At 38.6% G+C, this 20,544-nt stretch carries 11 protein-coding genes; 4 read left to right on the plus strand and 7 right to left on the minus strand.

Annotated elements, in window-relative coordinates; genetic code table 11:
* Positions 1-47: 47 nt before the first annotated feature.
* Positions 48-1,544, minus strand: coding sequence for a tryptophan halogenase family protein (locus P20495_RS17310; protein WP_008134070.1), 1,497 nt, complete (start codon positions 1,542-1,544; stop codon positions 48-50).
* Between the two features lie 109 nt (positions 1,545-1,653).
* Positions 1,654-4,440 carry a TonB-dependent receptor gene (locus P20495_RS17305; RefSeq protein WP_033015027.1) on the minus strand — a complete coding sequence of 929 codons (2,787 nt, stop codon included), beginning with the start codon at positions 4,438-4,440 and terminating at the stop codon, positions 1,654-1,656.
* 660 nt (positions 4,441-5,100) lie between these two features.
* Here P20495_RS17305 and P20495_RS17300 point away from each other — a divergent pair.
* On the plus strand, positions 5,101-6,723 hold the full coding sequence (locus P20495_RS17300; protein ID WP_007375377.1) for an alpha-glucosidase family protein: 1,623 nt from the start codon (positions 5,101-5,103) through the stop codon (positions 6,721-6,723).
* A gap of 92 nt (positions 6,724-6,815) precedes the next feature.
* On the opposite strand, the gene P20495_RS17295 is transcribed toward P20495_RS17300, so the two are convergent.
* On the minus strand, positions 6,816-7,361 hold the full coding sequence (locus P20495_RS17295; protein WP_007375378.1) for a TIGR00645 family protein: 546 nt from the start codon (positions 7,359-7,361) through the stop codon (positions 6,816-6,818).
* Between the two features lie 241 nt (positions 7,362-7,602).
* On the opposite strand from P20495_RS17295, the gene P20495_RS17290 reads away from it, so the two are divergent.
* The gene (locus P20495_RS17290; RefSeq protein ID WP_007375379.1) at positions 7,603-7,845 is read left to right on the plus strand and encodes a hypothetical protein; all 243 of its coding nucleotides are present in this window, start codon (positions 7,603-7,605) and stop codon (positions 7,843-7,845) included.
* Between the two features lie 291 nt (positions 7,846-8,136).
* On the opposite strand, the gene topA is transcribed toward P20495_RS17290, so the two are convergent.
* Positions 8,137-10,845, minus strand: coding sequence for a type I DNA topoisomerase (gene topA, locus P20495_RS17285; protein WP_008134073.1), 2,709 nt, complete (start codon positions 10,843-10,845; stop codon positions 8,137-8,139).
* A 252-nt stretch (positions 10,846-11,097) separates the two neighbouring features.
* Positions 11,098-14,379, minus strand: a complete 3,282-nt coding sequence (locus P20495_RS17280) for a hypothetical protein (RefSeq protein WP_008134074.1) — start codon at positions 14,377-14,379, stop codon at positions 11,098-11,100.
* A 192-nt stretch (positions 14,380-14,571) separates the two neighbouring features.
* Here P20495_RS17280 and P20495_RS17275 point away from each other — a divergent pair, with 192 nt between their 5' ends.
* Positions 14,572-15,906, plus strand: coding sequence for a dicarboxylate/amino acid:cation symporter (locus P20495_RS17275; RefSeq protein ID WP_008134075.1), 1,335 nt, complete (start codon positions 14,572-14,574; stop codon positions 15,904-15,906).
* 98 nt (positions 15,907-16,004) lie between these two features.
* On the opposite strand, the gene sohB is transcribed toward P20495_RS17275, so the two are convergent.
* Positions 16,005-17,021: a protease SohB gene (gene sohB, locus P20495_RS17270; protein WP_008134076.1), complete on the minus strand. Its 1,017-nt coding sequence runs from the start codon at positions 17,019-17,021 to the stop codon at positions 16,005-16,007.
* Between the two features lie 99 nt (positions 17,022-17,120).
* A complete protein-coding gene (locus tag P20495_RS17265; protein ID WP_008134077.1) occupies positions 17,121-19,550 on the minus strand; it encodes a VolA/Pla-1 family phospholipase in 2,430 nt (809 codons plus the stop codon).
* 206 nt (positions 19,551-19,756) lie between these two features.
* Between P20495_RS17265 and P20495_RS17260 the strand changes: the two genes are divergently transcribed.
* A complete protein-coding gene (locus P20495_RS17260) occupies positions 19,757-20,503 on the plus strand; it encodes a YciK family oxidoreductase (RefSeq protein ID WP_007375386.1) in 747 nt (248 codons plus the stop codon).
* Positions 20,504-20,544: the final 41 nt, after the last annotated feature.

The following is a 20,544-nucleotide window of genomic DNA, read 5'->3' on the forward strand; positions in this document are numbered from 1 at the left end:
TGGTATAGTATATAAACAGAGTAAGAGTATTTGCTGTATAAATCGCATTATGACGCCCTTTTAATACTGGCTAAAAATTCTTTGTGGGTAGGAAGTTTTTCAACTGTCGAATTTACTAATGTTTTTAAACTAATAAACAAATCACTTAACTGCTCGTCCGTAAACGAATTAGCAATAGTGCAATAGTCATCAGGTATTAAGCCTTGTCCAATCATCACTTGCTGCCATGCTATTTCGGCAAATAACTCATTATTTTCACGAATCACCTTACCTGTTTGTTTAAATAGATTAAGTTTATGGATCAGTGAATCCGGTATATCCATTTGGATGCATTGACGCCAAAATGCAGAGTCGTCCCGCTCTGTAAGTTTGTAATGCAAAATAATAAAATCGCGCATGCGCTCTATTTCTGTCACGCTTTGTTTATTAAACTCGCTTGCTAACGCATCGCTGATACCATGGTGCGGAAATAATTTAATCAGCCGTGTAACTGCGCTTTGAATTAGGTGAATGCTTGTAGATTCCAATGGCTCTAAAAAGCCACTTGATAAACCAACCGCGACTACATTTTTATGCCATTGTTTTACACGTCTACCTGTTTTGAATTTGATAAATCGAGGTTCTGTTATTGGATCTGCGGGTAAGTTATTAAGCAACAACGCCTTTGCGTCTTCATCCGATAAATAACGACTACAATAAACCAAGCCATTGCCTATTCGGCTTTGTAACGGAATTTGCCACTGCCAACCGGCACTGTGCGCAATTGATTGCGTATAAGGTTTTAATTCATCGTTTGATTTTGTTTGTACTGCAATGGCACTATCGCATGGTAAATAATGAGACCAATCTACAAATCCGGTATTGAGTGTTTTCTCAATAAGCAACGCACGCAACCCTGTGCAATCTATAAATAAATCACCGTTGATTTGCTTATTATCATCGAGTATGAGTGTTTCTACATTACCCGTTGCTAAACATTGTGTAACCTCACTAATTTTGGCATCAATGTGTTTTACACCACGCGATATTGCCAGCTTTTTTAAATATTCAGCGTAAAGTGTGGCGTCAAAATGATAAGCGTAACTTAGCCCAGGTAATTCGGTATTGGGTATTGTGTTTAAGGGAGCAAATTTATGCTGTTTAGCGGCTTGGTAATTTAACGAAAAATCCCATAAATCGTCTTCGCAACCCGTGATTCGACCTTTTAACCAAAAGTTATAAAAGTCGCAAAACGGGAAGTCTTTTCCAATCGGGCCAAACGCATGCATATAACTGTGCGTTGGTTTTTTCCAGTTTTCGAATTCAATACCGAGTTTAATTGTTGCGTTGGTTTCGTTTATAAACTCTTTTTCGTTAATGCCTAATGCGTTATTAAGTTGGATAATAGGTGGTATGGTTGCTTCTCCAACTCCCACGGTGCCAATAGATGATGACTCTATCAATGTGATATTAATTACTTTACCTAACACTTTATTAAGCAGTGCTGCAGTTATCCAACCTGCGGTACCACCGCCTGCGATCACGACGTGTTTTATTGATTTCATCTTATTATCCACGTTTTATTAAATCAAAGTATGATTAAAAAGTTAGGTAAAGTAGCTATAAAAAAGCCCTTGTAAAATAAATCACAAGGGCTTCTACACACAATTTTTATTATAGCTTGTAGCTAAAGCCTAACAAGTAAGTGCGACCGTAATCTTGGTAGTCACGTACTTGTAAATTGTTATCACCCGAAAGCGAAGTAAATGGCTCTTCGGTTAAGTTTTGAATTTGGAATGTAACAGATAACCCTTCCAGACCTTGTAAGCCCGATTCAGCAAAATCATATCCAGTTTGAATATCCCAAATTGTTTCGCCTTTAATATCTACTTGCGTAGCCGCAAGTCCTAAGCCGTTAACATTACCTTTAAAGTCAGAGCGTTTACGCATACTTGTACGCGCTTGAAAGCCATTTCTTTCGTAATAAAAAGTTAAGCTATCGATCTTCTCTGATAAACCTGGCAGTTCATATTCATTCCCATTTTGATCTTCAATATCTTGCTCTACACCAGTATGGCTGGCAATTAAGCCAAAGCCTTCCAGTGATGAACTAAATATACTCAATGGTAAAGAAAGAGATAGCTCGTAACCCCAAAGGTCACCTCCGCCACCATTTACTTTGCCTGAGCCAGAACCTTGGCTATTTGCTGGTATTTCACCTGTTGATGGATTAGCGACACCAGTCATATCTATTGCGTAGTTACCGTCAAAAATCCAAGTAGAAATATCTTTATAGAAATACGCTGCTGCAAAATAACCTTCTTCATGAAAATAGTTTTCATAGCTTAAATCAAAACCAGTGGCTTCTTTAGGCTCAAGCTGCGGATTACCACCAGATACACTCCAGTTATTACCGTTAGAGTCTTGAGTTGGGCTATATGTTGCATTTACAGAAGCGTTCATTTCATCTAAACGAGCACGTGAAATAGTTTTAGCTGCACCAAAACGAACCGTTTGTTCTTCATCTATTGCAAATGATAAGTTTAAGCTAGGTAATACATGCGAGTAATCATGGCTAATGTCTGTTGGAGATACAACAACTAAACCGTTTTCGGTCGTCGCAGCAGAACCTTGTGATGATTGTTCCGTTTTAACATAACGCACACCAACGTTACCTGAAACAGGAATTGAACCTAGTTCAGTATTAATATCTGCTTGCAAAAATAAAGCTGTAACTTGTTCTTGTACTGTCCAAGACTGCGTTTTATGTTTTTGATCTGTTAAGCTCTCTTGTAGGAGATTGTAGTAACCGTCATTAACCAGACCATTAGTGTCATAAGCAATCATATTACCCATACCAATAAAGTCTAAACTTGCAGTGCCCAAACGGTATTTTTCAGGTACTGAGACCATTCCAGGGTTATCAAGTGAAAAATCTTTTAAAGTCATAAAATAACCTTCTGACTTTTTAGTTTTTTCACGGTCACGGTACGAAATACCAAATTTAATAGCGCTTATGTAGTCATTTTCAAGCACTTTGCTAGCAGCTAACTTTAATGTTTGAAGCTCATCATTAATTTCTGGTGCGTTGATGAAGCCATCTTGCGCTGTATTTTGGTAAGGCGTATCATTTAGGCCGTATTTATCATTTAAAGCAGAGCTTGCGCCCCAAGATAAAGGTCCACCTAGTTGAATTAAGTTATAGTCACTGTAATCAAGTTCATGGGTAAATTGCGCGCCCGTGTTGCCACCATTAAAGGTATAACCTAAGTTATCAGCAACACCATTACTGTCTCCGCGACCAGTTCCTGAGTAGCTTTCTATACTCCAAAGCTGACGTTCTACTTCAGATACACTTGCATCAAACTCTACAGACCATGCATCATTAATATCGTATTTTGTATTAAAACCGAATTGCTTTAGTTCAGCATTACGTTCTTCATAATCATTTCGAATAACAACGCGCTGGCCTTGTTGCAGCTTAGCGCTAGTAATAAAACCAGATTCTTCGTCTACAATAACACTGTTTGGATCTATACTACCTTGACCCCATGCAAATGGAATTTCAATACCGCGTAAAATTCTTTCGTCAGAAAAATCAACATATAATGCATCGAATGTCATATTCAAGCGATCATTCGGAGATGCTTCTATAACCAGCATTGCTGAGTCACGATCTAATGTAGATGAACGGACATAAGGTTTTGCACCACCTAAAATTGAATAATCTTTACCATTATTTGTGAATTCTGGATAACCCCACGAATTCCAACGCTTTTCTTGGTTTGGAGAACTCATTTTGTTATACGCGAATGCCACACCAATAGTGTCATCTGCAAATTGGTCAATATACGAAAAAGTACCGCGGAAACCTTGGTTATCGCCATCTGGGTTTAACTTGTCAAAGCTTGTTTTTTCAAGCTGACCATTAAACATAACAACACGTTCACCTTTACTTAAAGGCTTAACCGTTTGCATGTCAATGACACCAGCAATACCTTCGGCTTCAATACTGGCATTAGGTGTTTTATAAACAGTAACACCGCTCATTATTTCAGATGGGTAAAGATCAAACTCTACGCCTCGGTTGTCACCAATAGACACTTGCTCACGGCCATTAAAAGTGGTCGCACTTTCATCTTCACTGAAACCACGAACACTCACACGACTTGCTCGGCCATCTAAACGTTGTGCAGTTAAACCTGGTAAACGTGCAATAGACTCAGCAATAGACGAATCAGGTAGCTTACCTATATCTTCTGCAGAAATAGATTCTACAACCTGTGTAGAAAAGCGTTTAGTGTTTATAGATTCAATTAAGCTGCCACGAAAGCCTTTAACCTCGATAACCTCTACGTCATCTTTTTTTATTGTATTTTCTTGAGCAGCTAGTGTTGCAAAGCTTGATAAGCCTGCAGCTGTTAATGCCAAAGTTAATATACTTGGTTTGAACATAGACATAATGTTTCCCGTTACCCATATTGTGATACCCGCATTCATTGTTTGAGTGATAGTCAAACAGGCGAGCTAATTTTGTTGTCAGGATGAATATTAACGCCAGCTTTATTTTATTAACAACTTTATGCATACGTATTCAACCGTTACAGAAGGATTTAACATTAACATAAACTTGAAAAAATAAAGACTAACCAATTGATTTAATTATATATAAAAACAAATAAAATCAATTGGAAAACATTGCTCGTTAAATTTACTCTATTAACAGTTAATAGCTCACTGACCTTGATGTAAACAAAGTGAAACTAATTAGTACCGCTATGAAAAATAAGAACTATCAAGCATCAACCAAGTGTTGAATTGGTCAGACCATTAAAGGTGAAACATAAAATATATTTCCCTTATAGGACAAGCTATTAGGTTTAGTTCGAGTAAGAAAATAGCTAAATTATATAATTGGTAAACAAAAAAACACACAAATCGAACATTTTTAATGATGCCTAAGTACTTATTTTTGATAATTTAATTCTATTAATTTTAGTGCATACGTATGCAGGCTTTTTACAGTGTTCAAGGCTTCACGTATGCTTTTTCAAATAACGTGATTAATCTTAATCACAAATAAGAATAGTCTAAATACTGTGTGGAATGACGGAGAAAAGCATGACCCAAAAGCAGTGGTATAAAGGTGCGGTTATTTATCAGGTTTATCCGCGTAGCTTTCAAGATAGCAACAACGATGGTATTGGTGATTTAAAAGGAATTATTAATCGTATTGATTACATTAAAAGCTTAGGCGTTGATGCTATTTGGATTTCACCTTTTTTCAAATCGCCAATGAAAGACTTTGGCTACGATATTAGTGACTACCGCGACATTGACCCGCTTTTTGGTGATTTAAACGATTTTGATGAGCTAATAAGCCAAGCCCATGATCGTGATATTAAAATAATTATTGATCAGGTATTAAGTCACACCTCTGATCAACATCAGTGGTTTTTAGATAGCCGCGATAATTTAATAAACGATAAAGCCGACTGGTATGTTTGGGCCGATGCAAAAGAAGATGGTACAGCGCCAAATAACTGGCTTTCTATTTTTGGTGGTGGGGCTTGGCAGTGGGAACCTCGTCGCGGGCAATACTACTTGCATAATTTTTTAACCGAACAACCGGATCTTAACTTTCATAATCCAGATGTAAGAAAAGCAGTGCTTGATAATGTAGAGTTTTGGCTTAAAAAAGGCGTTGATGGTTTTAGACTCGATGCTATTAATTTTTGTTATCACGATGCACGACTACGCGATAATCCAGCTAAACCAAAAGATAAGCGTCAAGGCCGTGGTTTTAGTGAAGATAATCCGTATGCGTTTCAGTACCATTATTACAACAATACTCAGCCAGAAAACATTGAGTTTATGCAAGATATTCGTGCATTACTTAATAAATACCCAGGTACTGTATCACTTGGGGAAATATCGTCAGAAGATTCGTTAGCAACTATGGCAGAATATACTCAAGGCGGCGACAAACTGCATATGGGTTATAGCTTTGAGCTTTTAACAAATGATTATTCAAGTGAATATATTAGAACTACGGTTCAAACCCTAGAACAACATATGCTTGAGGGCTGGCCATGCTGGGCATTTAGCAATCATGACGTAGAGCGCGTAGCAAGCCGCTGGAGCGAAAACGGCAAAATCAACTCTCAGCAATGTAAAATGTTAACCGCCCTACTTGCCTCTCTTCGTGGCAGCGTGTGTATGTACCAAGGTGAAGAGTTAGGGTTAGGTGAAGCAAGTGTTGCCTTTGAAGACTTGCAAGACCCGTATGGCATAACGTTTTGGCCTAACTTTAAAGGGCGTGATGGCTGTAGAACGCCAATGCCTTGGGAGCAAACTGGATCGCAGCACGCTGGGTTTAGTGAAGCCAAGCCTTGGCTCCCAGTAGATGATGCACACAAAAAACAATCAGTTGCGATGCAAACAAATGATAACAACTCAATTTTAAATGCCTACCGTGAATTTATGACCTGGCGAAAAAAGCAAACAGTTTTGCTTGAGGGTGATATTGAGTTTATTGAAACGCCTGAGCCTGTGCTTGCTTTTTATAGAACCCTTGGAACGCAAAGAATGCTTTGCATGTTTAATCTAAGCTTTCAACAAGCAAGTATTGATATGCCAACATCAATCGTTAAAGAATACACTGAGCTTAGCCATCACAGCGCAAAATTAAGCCAAGATACACTAACGCTTGAGCCTTACGCTTGCTTTTATGCAGAGTGTTAATGACATCAATAGTTACACTTAATGTTACAGCTAAGCTCTAAACATAAAAAGCCCAAGTAAATTACTTGGGCTTTTTTGTACATTTAATTTTTCTAATGACTTTGGGTTTTACTGTTTAAGTAATCAGTTAGCGCAAATAGAACACCAGACATAACAAACGTAACATGAATAATCACCTTCCACAGTAATTCATCGTTTGGGTATGCACCTGAGTTAATAAATACTTTTAATAATTCAACAGCTGAAATAGCCACGATTGCGCTTATTAGTTTCATTTTTAGCCCTGAAAAACCGACTTTCCCCATCCAAGATGGTCTGTCTTCATGATTATCAATATCAAGCTTTGAAACAAAGTTTTCGTAACCGCTAAATGTGATGATTAGTAATAGCCCTGCTAATAGTGCGGTATCGACTAAGGTTAAAATGCCAACAAGTAATTCTTGATTAGTTGCTGAAAACGTCGCAATACCCATTAAATAAAGCTGTTTAAAAAATTTTATTAGTAACAATACAACTGCAAAGAGTAAACCAACAAAAAATGGGGCCAGAAGCCAACGTCCTTTAAAGATAAAAGATTCTAACGCATGCTCTAATTTATTCGCTTGGCGTGGCTTTTTTTGAGGTGTATGTGATGACATTTTTTGGTCTTTTAATTTAAAAAAGCGACCTTAGCTTATAACTCACAACAATACAATGATGTGAAAATACCGATAGATGAATTACTCATCTTCACGATAAAAATATTTCGTTATCTTTTATCTCAATTTCGTTTAAAAATCAGCATACCAACAGAATTGTTCTGTACTGGGCACTATTGTTTTACGCTTCAACTTAAATAGCGTAATTCAGTCGTCACACCATTTTTTTAGGAATAAACGAATGAACAAAGCATTGCTAGCATTAATCGTAGCACCTTTATTTGCAGTATCTGCAACTTACGCAGTAGCAGACGATGCGACAAACGCCTCAGCCGAAACAATAAAAGAATACACAGAAATGTGTGTTAACTGGGCTAAAGATGACGACGTAAGTAATGAAGATCTAAATGCATACGTATTAAAGTGTGTAAATGATGAACTTGAATCAGAAGGATACAAGAAAATATCTTCTGTAAAAATTTAATAATATTCATACCAATCTGCTTGTATATGTGGTCTATTTAACGATAAGAAAATCGCGCTAGAACTAAGCAAAAATTTTGTATCTAGTTGTTCTAAATAAAAATTTTTAACAACGTTGTAGAGTGATTTAATTCGATAAATTGTTCAAATATTTATGCAGGTTGGTATTATATGTGCGGCTAACAAAGCCATTGCGAAGTACATATAAATAGATAAAAAAAACCGGAATCGACACAAGCTGTGCGTTCCGGTTTTTTTAGCTTTTAAAAGCGATGAATAAGCGATTATTTACTTATTCAGCCTCTTTTTTTGCTTTTGGCTTAGCCTTTGCTTTAGCAGGGGCTTTTTTAGCCGCTGGTTTCTTTTTAGGTGCTGCTTTTTTCTTCGCTTCTTCGGTCCATTTACCCGCTTCATAATGAGCAGTCCAGCCGGTAGCTTTACCGTCAACTTCAGTCATAACATACTGAGATTTATTTTTACGGCTATAGCGTACAACAGCAAGATTACCATCAGGATCTTTAGCTGGTGCATCTGCTAAATAATAAAACTTAGGCGAAATGCGGTCTCTAAAGCGTTTTAACTCTTCTACCTTAGGTGCACGTGTTTCACGTGACTTAGGAAAAGTATTTGCGGCTAAAAATATACCCGCAGCGCCATCACGTAAAACAAAATACGCATCTGATTTTTCACATTCTAATTCAGTAATGTGAACAGGATCTTCTTTTGGCGGCGCTGCTTCGCCATTTTTAAGTAGCTTACGAGTATTTTTACATTCTTCGTTATTACAGCCAAAGTACTTACCAAAGCGACCCGATTTAAGCTCCATGTCCGAACCACATTTATCACATTCGATAATTGGTCCATCATAGCCTTTAATTTTAAAGGTACCTTCCTCAACTACATGGCCTTTACATGCGGGGTTATTACCACACACGTGCAATTTACGAGTTTCGTCAATTAGGTATGAGTCCATTGCTGTTTCACAAATTGGACAACGCTTCATTTGCATTAACTTTTCAGTTTCTACATCTTCAACATCTGCAGCTACAGCTTCATCACCCGATACCAAGTTCATCGTTGTAGTACAACGCTCTTTTGGTGGAAGGCTATAACCAGTACACCCTAAGAAAACACCGGTTGAGGCCGTGCGTATACCCATTTTTCTGCTACACGTAGGGCATTCAATATCTGTTTCAACCATCTCGTTAAGACGCATACCACCTTGTTCTGGCTCATCTTTGGCGACAGTTAGTTGCGTTGAAAAATCAGCATAGAATTTATCAAGTACTTCAGTCCAAACGCGCTCGCCTTCCGCGATATCATCTAGCCGACCTTCCATTTTAGCGGTAAAGTCAAAATTCATTAAATCTGTAAAGTTTTCAACTAAACGATCGGTAACAATTTCACCCATTTTTTCAGCGAAGAAACGGCGATTTTCAACACGTACATAACCACGGTCTTGAATCGTTGAAATAATAGATGCGTACGTAGAAGGACGACCGATGCCTCGTTTTTCAAGCTCTTTAACCAAACTCGCTTCACTAAAACGCGCAGGCGGCTTGGTAAAATGTTGCTTAGGATCAAGCTCAACAAGAGTCAGTGTTTCACCTAACGTAACCGGTGGTAATGATTGATCTTCTTCATTCTTTTTGCGAATTGCAGGTTGTACTTTAGTCCAACCATCAAAGCGTAATACGCGACCCTTTGCTTTGAGCTGAAAATCGTTTGCTGCAACAGTCAAAGTAGTTAGATCATATTCTGCAGGCACCATTTGGCATGCAACAAATTGACGCCAAATAAGCTCGTATAATTTTTTAGCATCAGCGTCAACGCCTTCAATGTGACCAGAAAGTACTGTTACACTTGATGGACGAATAGCCTCATGCGCTTCTTGTGCATTGCCTTTAGAACTGTAGTTAATTGGGTCTTTTGGTAAATATTTTTCACCAAATTGCTCAGTTACATATTCACGACACATAGCAACTGCATCTTTTGACAGATTAGTTGAATCGGTACGCATATACGTAATGTAACCACCTTCATACAAACGCTGAGCAAGCATCATGGTCTTTTTAACGCCATAACCTAAACGTGTACTTGCCGCTTGTTGCATTGTTGAAGTAATTAAAGGCGCACTTGGACGACTCTTACTTGGTTTTTCTTCAACATTAACAACTTTATATTCGGCATTCTCAAGGCTTTTAACTGCTGCGCTAGCCTGAGCTTCATTTACTGGCTTAAATGGCTTGTCGTCTTGTTTGGTTACTTCTAAACGTAACTCTGACTCTGTGTTTTTAACATCAGCATGAATATCCCAAAACTCTTCTGGTATAAATGCCTTAATTTCACGTTCACGTTCAACCAATAAACGCACTGCAACTGACTGAACTCGACCTGCAGAAAGTCCGCGAGCGACTTTTGCCCACAGTAATGGCGACACCATAAAGCCTACAACGCGATCTAAGAAGCGTCGCGTTTGCTGAGCAAAAACCATATCGGTATTTAACTCACCCGGCGTTTCGAACGCTTGTTGAATCGCATTTTTAGTAATTTCGTTAAAAACTACGCGTTTATACTTTTCAGGCTCTCCACCAATGATTTCTTGGAGGTGCCAAGCAATCGCTTCCCCTTCTCTATCCAAATCCGTTGCGAGATATATTTGATCTGCATTTTCTGCCAGTTTTTGTAATTCTTGGACAACTTTTTCTTTACCCGGCAATATTTCGTAATGCGGTTCCCAGCCTTGTTCAGGGTCAATTCCCATACGTGCGACTAAGTTGGTATAATCTCGTTGTTTTTTATACGCTGCTTTTTCTTCAGGTGGCAATTTACGAACTTCTGCTGGCGTTTTAGTTGCCGGCACTTTAGCTTTGCTCGAACCCGAAGTAGGTAAATCTCGTACATGTCCAATACTAGACTTTACGATGAAATCATTACCTAAATATTTATTAATTGTTTTAGCCTTAGCAGGTGACTCTACAATTACTAGCGATTTGCCCATAGTTGCCTATTTCTAACCAAATATTAAAAATGTGTTTACCGCTCTAAGCGGCGCGAATATTTATAGGTATATCTACAAACACTAGTTGTTACAAGCTTTTAATACAAACTTTTCAGTATTTACTGAATAAACGAACAATTTCTGTTGCTAATTTAAACAAACAGGTGTTTTTAGAATAATTGTTGTGGAATATATAGAACACAAACAAAAATGCCAACCTAAAGGTTGGCATTTTTTTAAAACATCATAAAATTATAGCTTAGCGTCGTCAGTAACTGCAATTGAAGTTGACGAAATAAGACCCGATGTAGCTTCAACACTAATTGTTAAAAAACCATCAGTTATATCATTTCTTCCATCGGCTGGCTCTCTTGTTATACCAAAGGAAATACCTACAGGCACAAAACTTGTTGTATTAGGAAAGATATAACTGTTAGTGCCCGTTAGAATACCATTTTCAGAGGCGATACTTACCTCACTCCCAACGGGTAAAGGGTTATTATAGGCATCAGCTATGAACACGGTTAATCCAACACTATTAGTTCCTGTCGCTTCTGTTAAGTCTATTGAATCAACTCCACACATTAGCTGGCCTGTTGAACTACGCACTAAAGGCCCTGTAGGGTCACTATTTACACGCACCTCAGTCGCTGTTACGCCTGTAATAGCAGCACAATCATTGGCATAAGTTATTAGCCTAAAGAAAGCAGCATCACCAGACATTACAATTTCTTGGTTTTGAAATACGTTAACCATTTGGCGGCTGCATATACCAGCAGTTTCGTCTTCTTGACGGCATAGTAAACCATTATATAAACCGTTCTCTGTAGTCCAAGAACCATTACCATCAAAATCTACAAACTCTTCAAACTCATCGCCTGTTGAGTTATCACGTGAACAAGGATCCGTTCCATCGTTACAGTCTTTACCGCCAAAAGTGCCATCTTCATTGTTATCAATAAAAGCTTCTGGAATATCAAATAAATCATCAAAGAAGTCTTCGCTATCAAAGTAACCATTACCATTTAAGTCTGAAAAAGTCTCTTCACCAATAGCATATGCATGAACGGTTGCACGCCCCCCTAATGGTAAATCTAATGTTAGATCATTATTTAAAATACCTAATGGACACGGTAATCCACCATCACATTTTTGAGCAATTGTATTTGCGTACATTGAATCGGTAAACGGGCGTGGATTACTACTTGTCCACGTAACACTACAAACGCCATTCGTAGTCGTACAGCTTGGTTCGATAACACCACCTTCAGTAATAAAACTTACAGCAGTGCCATCTGGTACCGGGTTATTAAAATGATCGGCTAAGCGCGCATTAACAGATACTAAAGTCCCATCAACATTTAAACCATGCGTATTAAACTCTGAGCGAGATAGTGAAAAGCTATTTTGATCAGCAATCCCTGTGCTTATAACTAAAATATCCGAAGGCGCTGTTACAACCACAGTTTCGCCACCAACATCATCTTTACTTGAAGCAATAACACGCACAGGCGTCGCAACTGCACCAGACTGAACTGTAGTCTGTATCTCACCAGCACTATTGGTGATAGCCGAAGCGGTACTAAGCGTAATTCCACCTACTGAAGTGGATAATGTAAAGTCGACAGTTCTAGAAGCTAGTGCATTACCGTTAGAATCAATTAGTTTAAATCTAACTTCTGAAATTTCACTTCTGTTAGCTCCACCTGTACCTTTTAATGAAATGACAGGTTGTGTTACTTCAATAAATTGGATGAAGCCAATATCAGCTGGAGATACATTAATCGTTGCCGTACCTGATACAGTATCACCACCAGTAACAACTGTTGCAGTAATAATATCGCCGCCAACACACGTTAAAGGTCGGTAAGTTGAACGAGCGAAACCACCAATGCTGGTAACAGCTTCATCCATCACAGCTAAACCACTTGCAACACAGCCTGATGAAAATTCTACATTTAATGGGGTTGTATAGGCTTCACCATCTTTAGTAATTTCAATAGAAATTAGTGCTGTAGCACCTGCGGCTAGAAATTCATCATCAGCTAAAGAGCTTGTTATAGTAATATCAATATCTACAGCAGCTATCTGAAATGCTTTGGTAATGCTGCTCCCCAATACTGAAACAGTTATTTCTCCAGCCCCTACATCTCTGCCGGGGATAATATCAAGTATTGCAATACCATTTACATCGGTAATTGCGGTGCCGGTTGTAGGTGAAATAGAGCCAATCGTTGTTGTTGCCGTAACGAGAGTTTGAGTTAGTGGTATGGTTGAATCTTTTTTATTAACTTTAATATAAAGGATGCCGATTGAATCACCAGAAATACCGGCAGTCTCTTCACATAAACTCACATCCTTCGTCGTTTTGAAGTCAGGTGGGCAGTTTTGGAATATTGTAAATGCTATATCGGCACTGCTTTGATTTGGATCAATCGCATCCCCACTGGTATAAAAGCCCAATGTAGATTCAACCGCTTCAAACTGTGCGGTAACAATACCAGCCCCTTCAATTGTTCCTGATGTCAAATTGAGCGTAGCTATGCCCTTTGAGTCAGTCAGTGCAGTCCCTGAACTGGGCAATAAACTACCAAGCGATGAGTTAAAGGTAACAACTTCTCCAACCGCCGGTTGACTATCAGAATCTAGAACAAGCGCCTTAATTAAACCACTTTCACTTGCACTAATCTGGCTCGTTTGTGCCAGCGTTGTCGCCGAAAGTAAGCTTAAATCAATCGTAAAATCTTCCGACAATCCCAGCACAGGAGCGTCGCCTGCTGTAGTGTAAGTATAAGCATTAGAGTTTATACTACTGCCATCTTCAGTAATATAAGTAGCTGAAACAGTTCCTGCACCAGCTTCAGTGCCAGCAAGTATATCTATTTTAGCAATGCCTTCATTATTGGTCATTGCTGTTCCATTAGACGGATTTATTGTTCCAAAGCCTGATAGATTAAATTGTATGAGCTGAAAAGCAGCTGGTTCACCATCTAACAGAAGTATTGCTTGTGCAATTGCAGGCGTTAAAAAATTTACATTTCTGGCCTCTCCTCCATTTAATGTTTGTAAATTAACGGCCAACTCTACTTTAGGTATAACTTCAGTTTGAGTCTGAAAATCAAAAACGTCTGTATACGTTGCGCCATCAATAGTATACGTCGCAGTAACTTCTCCCGCGCCTGTAATTGTTCCCGCAGAAAGCTCAACAGTGGCAATACCGTCACTTTGGGTTAATGCAGACTCTGGATTAAGTTCACCCACACCATCAGCTAAACTGAACGTTATGCGTCTACCTGCAACTGGGGTATCATTTTGTTTAAGTGTTACACGTAAATCTATTGGCGCGTCAGCAGTTACTGCATTTGATTCAGAGTCACTAGTTTGAGAATACCCTTGAAGGGTTACTGTATAGACAGTTGTGTCGGTATCAGTATCACCACCCACTGTGCCATCTTTTTCAAGCGTTCCACCTCCGCCACAAGCCATGAGTAAAAAGCTAAGTAACATAATACTGAGCAATCGCGTTAAAGGCATTGACCTCTCCCTAGTGTTGTTATTATTAACTAAACGTTATTTACCTAATATTAACCTATAACCTAGTTTAAAATCACAGTTTTTTATTACTTTTTTGTATAAAATAATTTTCAATAAATACTAACTTTTTCTGTATAAATATTTATAGACTGGTAGTCTATGACAAAATTTATTAAAAGTAGATTAGGGTATATGTCAAAAATCCGTTCAATGAGTTTAACCACTCGCATCATGATAGGTATGGGGTTAGGGGTTGTAGTAGGCTTTATATTTCAGGCTATTTTAGCTGGTGAAGACGATTATCTAATACCACTTGGGTTATTCTCTTTGCCAATTAAAGCATTTTTTGTCGATGGCCTTTTTCATGTGGGTGGGCAAATATTCATCGCTAGCTTAAAAATGTTAGTTGTTCCGCTCGTTTTTGTTTCACTTGTCTGTGGAACCTGCAGCCTTAGCGATCCAAAAAAACTGGGACGCTTAGGTGGCAAATCTATTAGTTTATATTTACTAACTACAGCTATAGCTATTACAGTAGCAATCTCCCTAGCCTTATTATTTAATCCTGGGGAAGGAATTGGCTTACCTTCTCAAGCGAGTTACGATGCAAAAGAAGCACCTACTCTAGCTAGAGTTATTATAGACATGTTTCCAACAAATCCATTTGAAGCAATGGCTAAAGGCAACATGCTACAAGTCATTGTATTTGCATTACTATTTGGTATTGCTATGGCACTAAGTGGTAAAGCAGGCAAACGCGTTGCTGATGTATTTGAAGACTTAAACACAGTTATTTTAAAATTAGTTACTTTATTAATGAACATCGCACCATATGGCGTGTTCTTTTTAATGGCAAAGCTGTTCACTACAATAGAGCTCAATTTAATTGTGAGCCTAGCTAAATATTTTGGCGTTGTTGTTTTGGCCCTGCTATTACATGCGCTTGTAAATTACACATTACTATTAAAAATACTAACGGGCTTAAACCCGCGTATTTTCTTAGCTAAAATGAAGCACACCTGTTTATTTGCATTTAGTACATCAAGCTCTAGCGCAACCATGCCTATTACACTTGAAACTGCGACTAAAAAGTTAGGTGCAAGCAACTCAGTTGCCTCATTTACTATCCCCCTAGGTGCAACCATTAATATGGATGGTACAGCGATTATGCAAGGCGTCGCAACCGTATTTATTGCACAAGTGTTTAGTGTTGATTTAACGATTTCTGACTATTTAATGGTCATATTAACAGCTACGCTCGCATCTGTAGGCACAGCCGGTGTTCCTGGTGTTGGCTTAATAATGTTGGCAATGGTACTTAACCAAGTTGGCTTACCTGTAGAAGGGATTGCTATTATAATTGGCGTAGATAGATTGCTAGATATGACCCGTACTGCGGTAAATGTTACTGGTGACTGTATGGTTACCTGTGTTGTTGCCAAGTCTGAAGGTGAACTTGATGAAAGCGTATTCAATGACCCTAACGCAGCTAAAGATTTAGAAGATTATCATAAGTCTATTGATTCATAATCTATGACTATTGAGTTATAAAAAACCTTGATGTTTTGCATCTAAGGTTTTTTTTCGAGTAAAAATAATTAGCTTGTTCTCAGGTTAAAAATTCTAATCTAAGGATTTAGGGACTTAAATTTAGAAAGTAAGTTTATCCCGACTTTATTTACGCCACTACTCAAGCCAAGCGCGAGCTTATCGCTCAGTCCTTTTTTGACTTTATATTTAATTTTATAGATTTGGCGTTCATGTTGCTGCTCTAATAAAGCATCATCACTTGTTTTTATAACATCTACCAAACCTTTTTCAATAGCTTGAGTTGCAAACCAATGCTCACCTGTCGCAACTAGATTTATATCTAAACTTGGACGTTGAGTGCTTACAAACGTTTTAAATAAACCATGTGTTTGTTCAATTTCTTCACGAAATTTTTCACGGGCCTTATCTGTGTTTTCACCAAATAAAGTTAGTGTGCGTTTAAATTCACCTGCTGTTATTTGCTCAAATTCAACATCATTTTTCTTTAATATTTTATTAAAATTAGGAATTTGAGCAATCACACCAATAGATCCAACTATTGCAAAAGGCGCTGCAAGTATCTCGTCCGCGACACACGCCATCATGTAACCGCCACTTGCTGCTACTTTATCAATTGCAACACTCAGAGGAATACCCGCACTTTTAATACGCTGTAACTGAGATGCAGCAAGTCCGTAGCCATGTACAACACCGCCACCACTTTCTAAACGAATAAGTACTTTGTCTTTACTTGGATCGGCAATAGAGATAATAGCCGTTATTTCTTCTCGTAAGCTTTCTACTTCGTGAGCGTCCATACTACCCACAAAGTCAATTACATATAAACGAGGTTTAGGCTCATCTTTATCTGCTTTCTTACTCTTTGATTTAAGTTGTTTTTGATGCGCTTTAAGCTCTTTTTTACCCAGCGTATTTTGTAAAAAACTTTCTTTAAGTTCTACTAATTGTTCTGATATATCATCTATTTGTATTTCACCTTTTTTAGCTTTTGGCTTAACTGCAGCGCCAACTATTAACATTAAAATAACTGCGATAGCGATAACAAAAGTAACTGTTTTAGCAAAAAACAAACCGTATTCGTATAAAAATTCCAACTGGTTTCTCCGTTTATAAATTTCAGCTAATTTAGCATGCTTTAAAACAAAAAAAAGCCACTTTCAGTGGCTTTTAAAGGTTAATTATTTTACTGGTTATTAATCAGTCACAACCTCAGGGTTGGAAACTAATAACATCCGTCCACGAGAAGCTAAATAAACAGCTACTTGCAACTGCATTTCTGCATTAGCGGCAGCACTGCCTTCAACAGTTGAAGCCTGTGCTGCATCTTGAGCTGGTGTTAATATAGAACCATGATGCCCTTTAGTGAATTTAACTAAATAGCTTGCCGGTGCTTCACTCAAGGCTTGCGAAGAGCTTACTGTTTCAAGCCCCATCAAGTTAGCTAATGGAATTGTGCCAGAAATAGGATTGTTAGCTGCCATTGGTGGTATCACTTGGTCAGGCTTGTTATCAACACCATCACCCACAACAACATTAGTATAAACAGGAGTACCTAATGCTTTCACCGTGGCAGCGTAGTTAGTTGGATCACCACTATCAAGTGCTGTTTGTGCCGCAAATGCAAACTGTGTAAATACACCTTGAATGTTAGTAAGTTTAGTCGTTTCACCCGCTGTAGTAAGTGATGCAACATATTCATTGTAACCACATGTCAAGTAAGCTTCCATGTCTGGTACTAATGAGCCACAGTTAGAAAGCGCAGCGCCTTGTAGGTAGACATTAAGTTCATCAGCTTCGGTTGTACCAGCTTGTGAAAGTACTGAACCTTGAATAAATGGACCAAACGCAGCAGATTCAAGTAAGAAGCTTGCTATGCCACCGCCGCCACTTGCAAGTGCTACTGTATTTACATTAAACAGTGGGTCAACAGTAGGTGCCATTGGGCTATTAGCTTGAGCAATAAATGCCGGGGCTACAATAGACCCTAACGAATGCCCGATGTAGGTAACATCTTTGCTATTGATAGTCGTATCGTTAATGAAGTTTAAACCCAAGCGTAAGCCTAATAAATCAGCCGCTGATTGACGTAGGCTATCTCGCGCAACAAGTAATGAACTCAAGTCCATATAACTAAGTACCGAACCTGTTGTTGCATTAAAGTCATCACTGCCATCACCATCAACATCGATACCGCGTTCACCATGTCTTGGGTGGTCAATTGCTACAGTTGCAAAACCTTGAATAGAAAGTTGGGCAGTTAACGCTAGCATACTTTCTTTTTGCGTAGTAATACCATGTTGCATAATTACAACAGGCCAGCCATTTTCTGGCATTTCAATAGCCGGTAATTGTAGTTGCGCACGAACACCGTTAATAATTGGTAAAATAGGTTTTGTTAGTTGTACTGGCACATTCGCCATGCTTTGTACTTTTGGAATGGTATTATATTTAGTTAAATGACGCGTGCTGTCTAAACCTAAATCTCGAAGCTGTCCACTACTCAATGCAAAACATAACCCGTCATTCTCACTAATAGGTTCTGCAGGAAAAGCATCACCGGCAACAGCTTTATAACCAAGTATTGCTACCGCGTTATCACACATACCTTGCCAATATGTATCGTTTAAATCACTTATCTCAGTGCCTGTTGGAGTCCCTAGGTACATAGGAAGCATAATGCTACCCTTTTGATATTGAACACCAGAAAAAGCAGGCGATACTTCAACACCTTGTGAAGCAAATACTTGTTGTACATTTACCATTGGTTGTTCTGGTACTTGCACAGCAGGTGTTGCCATACTTGGCTGTTGCAAGCTCACTGCTAACAACTGCTTGATAGTCCCCAGCACAGGTCCTGCTGATTGAATAGTCATCGCACCTGAGAAAATAATGTCGTCTTTCGTAATATTTCCAGAACTAACAACTACATTTTCGTAGCTATTAACTGCGCCCTGCAAACCAAGTTGGGCTGCTGTAATTAATGGCGCTTCTTGTTTAACTAACCCATAAGTTGAAGATGGCTCAATAGAGCGACCCAATGAGTCTTTAAGCCCTGTTGTTAATACATTAATGTATGAACTACCAGCTTTAAATGGTTTTAGAGGAACAATTGCAACAGCATTACCTGAAGCTTGAGTAACAAAGTCAACACCAAAGGTAAGTTCGCCCACTAATTTACAAGCAGTACCTGCAGCTACTACCGAACATTCTTCATCCGTTAAGCTTGCCCCCATTATTACTTCAAAAATTCTAACCGTACCAGGAGCCCCAGCAGACGCTTCATCTAAACTCACACTCGGTGGGAATGTTAAATCAATTTTATAAGGAACCTGCGAAGACCAACCGTCAAGTGCGCCTAGAGCCAATTGTGGGTTGGCATAAGCTGTGCGTGGAATAGACACGTTATCATCATCTAATTCACCAGGAATGTTTAATGTACCGTCTTGGGTACCACTCATTAACAAATCGTTTGGAACAGATATAACTCCATTAGCAGGGTCAAAACTTACTGTTGCCGTTGGAATAACTGGGGCTGTGTCGTTTTTAACATCTTTTAACGTTTCTCCACCGCCACAACCTGCTAAAGCAGCTGTAACCGAGAGTGAAAGTAGCATTTTTTTCATATTGTTGGCTCCGCACATATTTTATTTTTATAGTGTGTTTAATCAGTGTATTAAGTTAAAACAATGTAATCAGGTTATTAATGAGACATTAGACCAGTTAAACTTAACGTAAAGTTTCTATTTTCGCCACCTAATTTTGCAATAAATTCGATTACTTCACGTTTTGCTATGTTAAAATTAAAAAAATCATACAATTTGGTACTTTTATGCACACTTATCAAGCAGCTGAAAACGCACTCAAAGATAAAGTTATTTTAATAACAGGCGCCGGCGATGGCATTGGTAGAGTAGCAGCCATTACATATGCAAAGTATGGTGCTACGGTTATTTTATTAGGTAAAACAACTAATAAACTTGAATGTGTTTACGATGAAATTGTTAATGCAGGTTATCCTAAACCTGCAATTGTGCCTATGGATTTAAAAGGCGCAACGAAGCAAAACTACCGCGACCTTGCTGCAACGATTGAATATCAGTTTGGCCGCCTAGATGGGCTTCTTAATAATGCCGGTATTTTAGGCTCGCTTGGCCCACTTGAGCATTTTTGCTCATCTACGTTCGAAAACATAATGAAAGTAAACGTGACTGCACAAGCGATGATCACTAAAGCCTTGTTTCCGGTTCTTCGTAAATCTGATAATGCATCAATCGTATTCACATCATCAGGTGTTGGTCGCAAAGGCCGTGAATTTTGGGGACCTTATGCCATTTCGAAATTTGCAGTAGAAGGCATGATGCAAACATGGGCATGTGAAGTAGGTAAAACAAACATTCGTGTAAACTGTATTAACCCAGGTGCTACGCGCACTTCAATGCGAGCGGCTGCATATCCAGGTGAAGATAGAGACGCGCTTGCTACACCAGAGGATTTAATGCCTACCTATTTATATCTAATGAGTGACGATTCTAGTGAAGTGAATGGCGAATCGTTAGATGCTCAGGTAAAAAAATAACCCAGCCTAAGTCCTGTGTTATTTAAAAGCACATTAAAAAA

It is taken from the genome of Pseudoalteromonas sp. BSi20495 (genome assembly GCF_000241185.1).
Classification (GTDB): Bacteria; Pseudomonadota; Gammaproteobacteria; order Enterobacterales; family Alteromonadaceae; genus Pseudoalteromonas; species Pseudoalteromonas fuliginea.

Coding starts and splice junctions, on each gene's coding strand:
- P20495_RS17310 (WP_008134070.1), bottom strand. CDS start 1,544: ATGAAATCAATAAAACACGTCGTGATCGCAGGCGGTGGTACCGCAGGT.
- P20495_RS17305 (WP_033015027.1), bottom strand. CDS start 4,440: ATGTCTATGTTCAAACCAAGTATATTAACTTTGGCATTAACAGCTGCA.
- P20495_RS17300 (WP_007375377.1), top strand. CDS start 5,101: ATGACCCAAAAGCAGTGGTATAAAGGTGCGGTTATTTATCAGGTTTAT.
- P20495_RS17295 (WP_007375378.1), bottom strand. CDS start 7,361: ATGTCATCACATACACCTCAAAAAAAGCCACGCCAAGCGAATAAATTA.
- P20495_RS17290 (WP_007375379.1), top strand. CDS start 7,603: ATGAACAAAGCATTGCTAGCATTAATCGTAGCACCTTTATTTGCAGTA.
- topA (WP_008134073.1), bottom strand. CDS start 10,845: ATGGGCAAATCGCTAGTAATTGTAGAGTCACCTGCTAAGGCTAAAACA.
- P20495_RS17280 (WP_008134074.1), bottom strand. CDS start 14,379: ATGCCTTTAACGCGATTGCTCAGTATTATGTTACTTAGCTTTTTACTC.
- P20495_RS17275 (WP_008134075.1), top strand. CDS start 14,572: ATGTCAAAAATCCGTTCAATGAGTTTAACCACTCGCATCATGATAGGT.
- P20495_RS17265 (WP_008134077.1), bottom strand. CDS start 19,550: ATGAAAAAAATGCTACTTTCACTCTCGGTTACAGCTGCTTTAGCAGGT.
- P20495_RS17260 (WP_007375386.1), top strand. CDS start 19,757: ATGCACACTTATCAAGCAGCTGAAAACGCACTCAAAGATAAAGTTATT.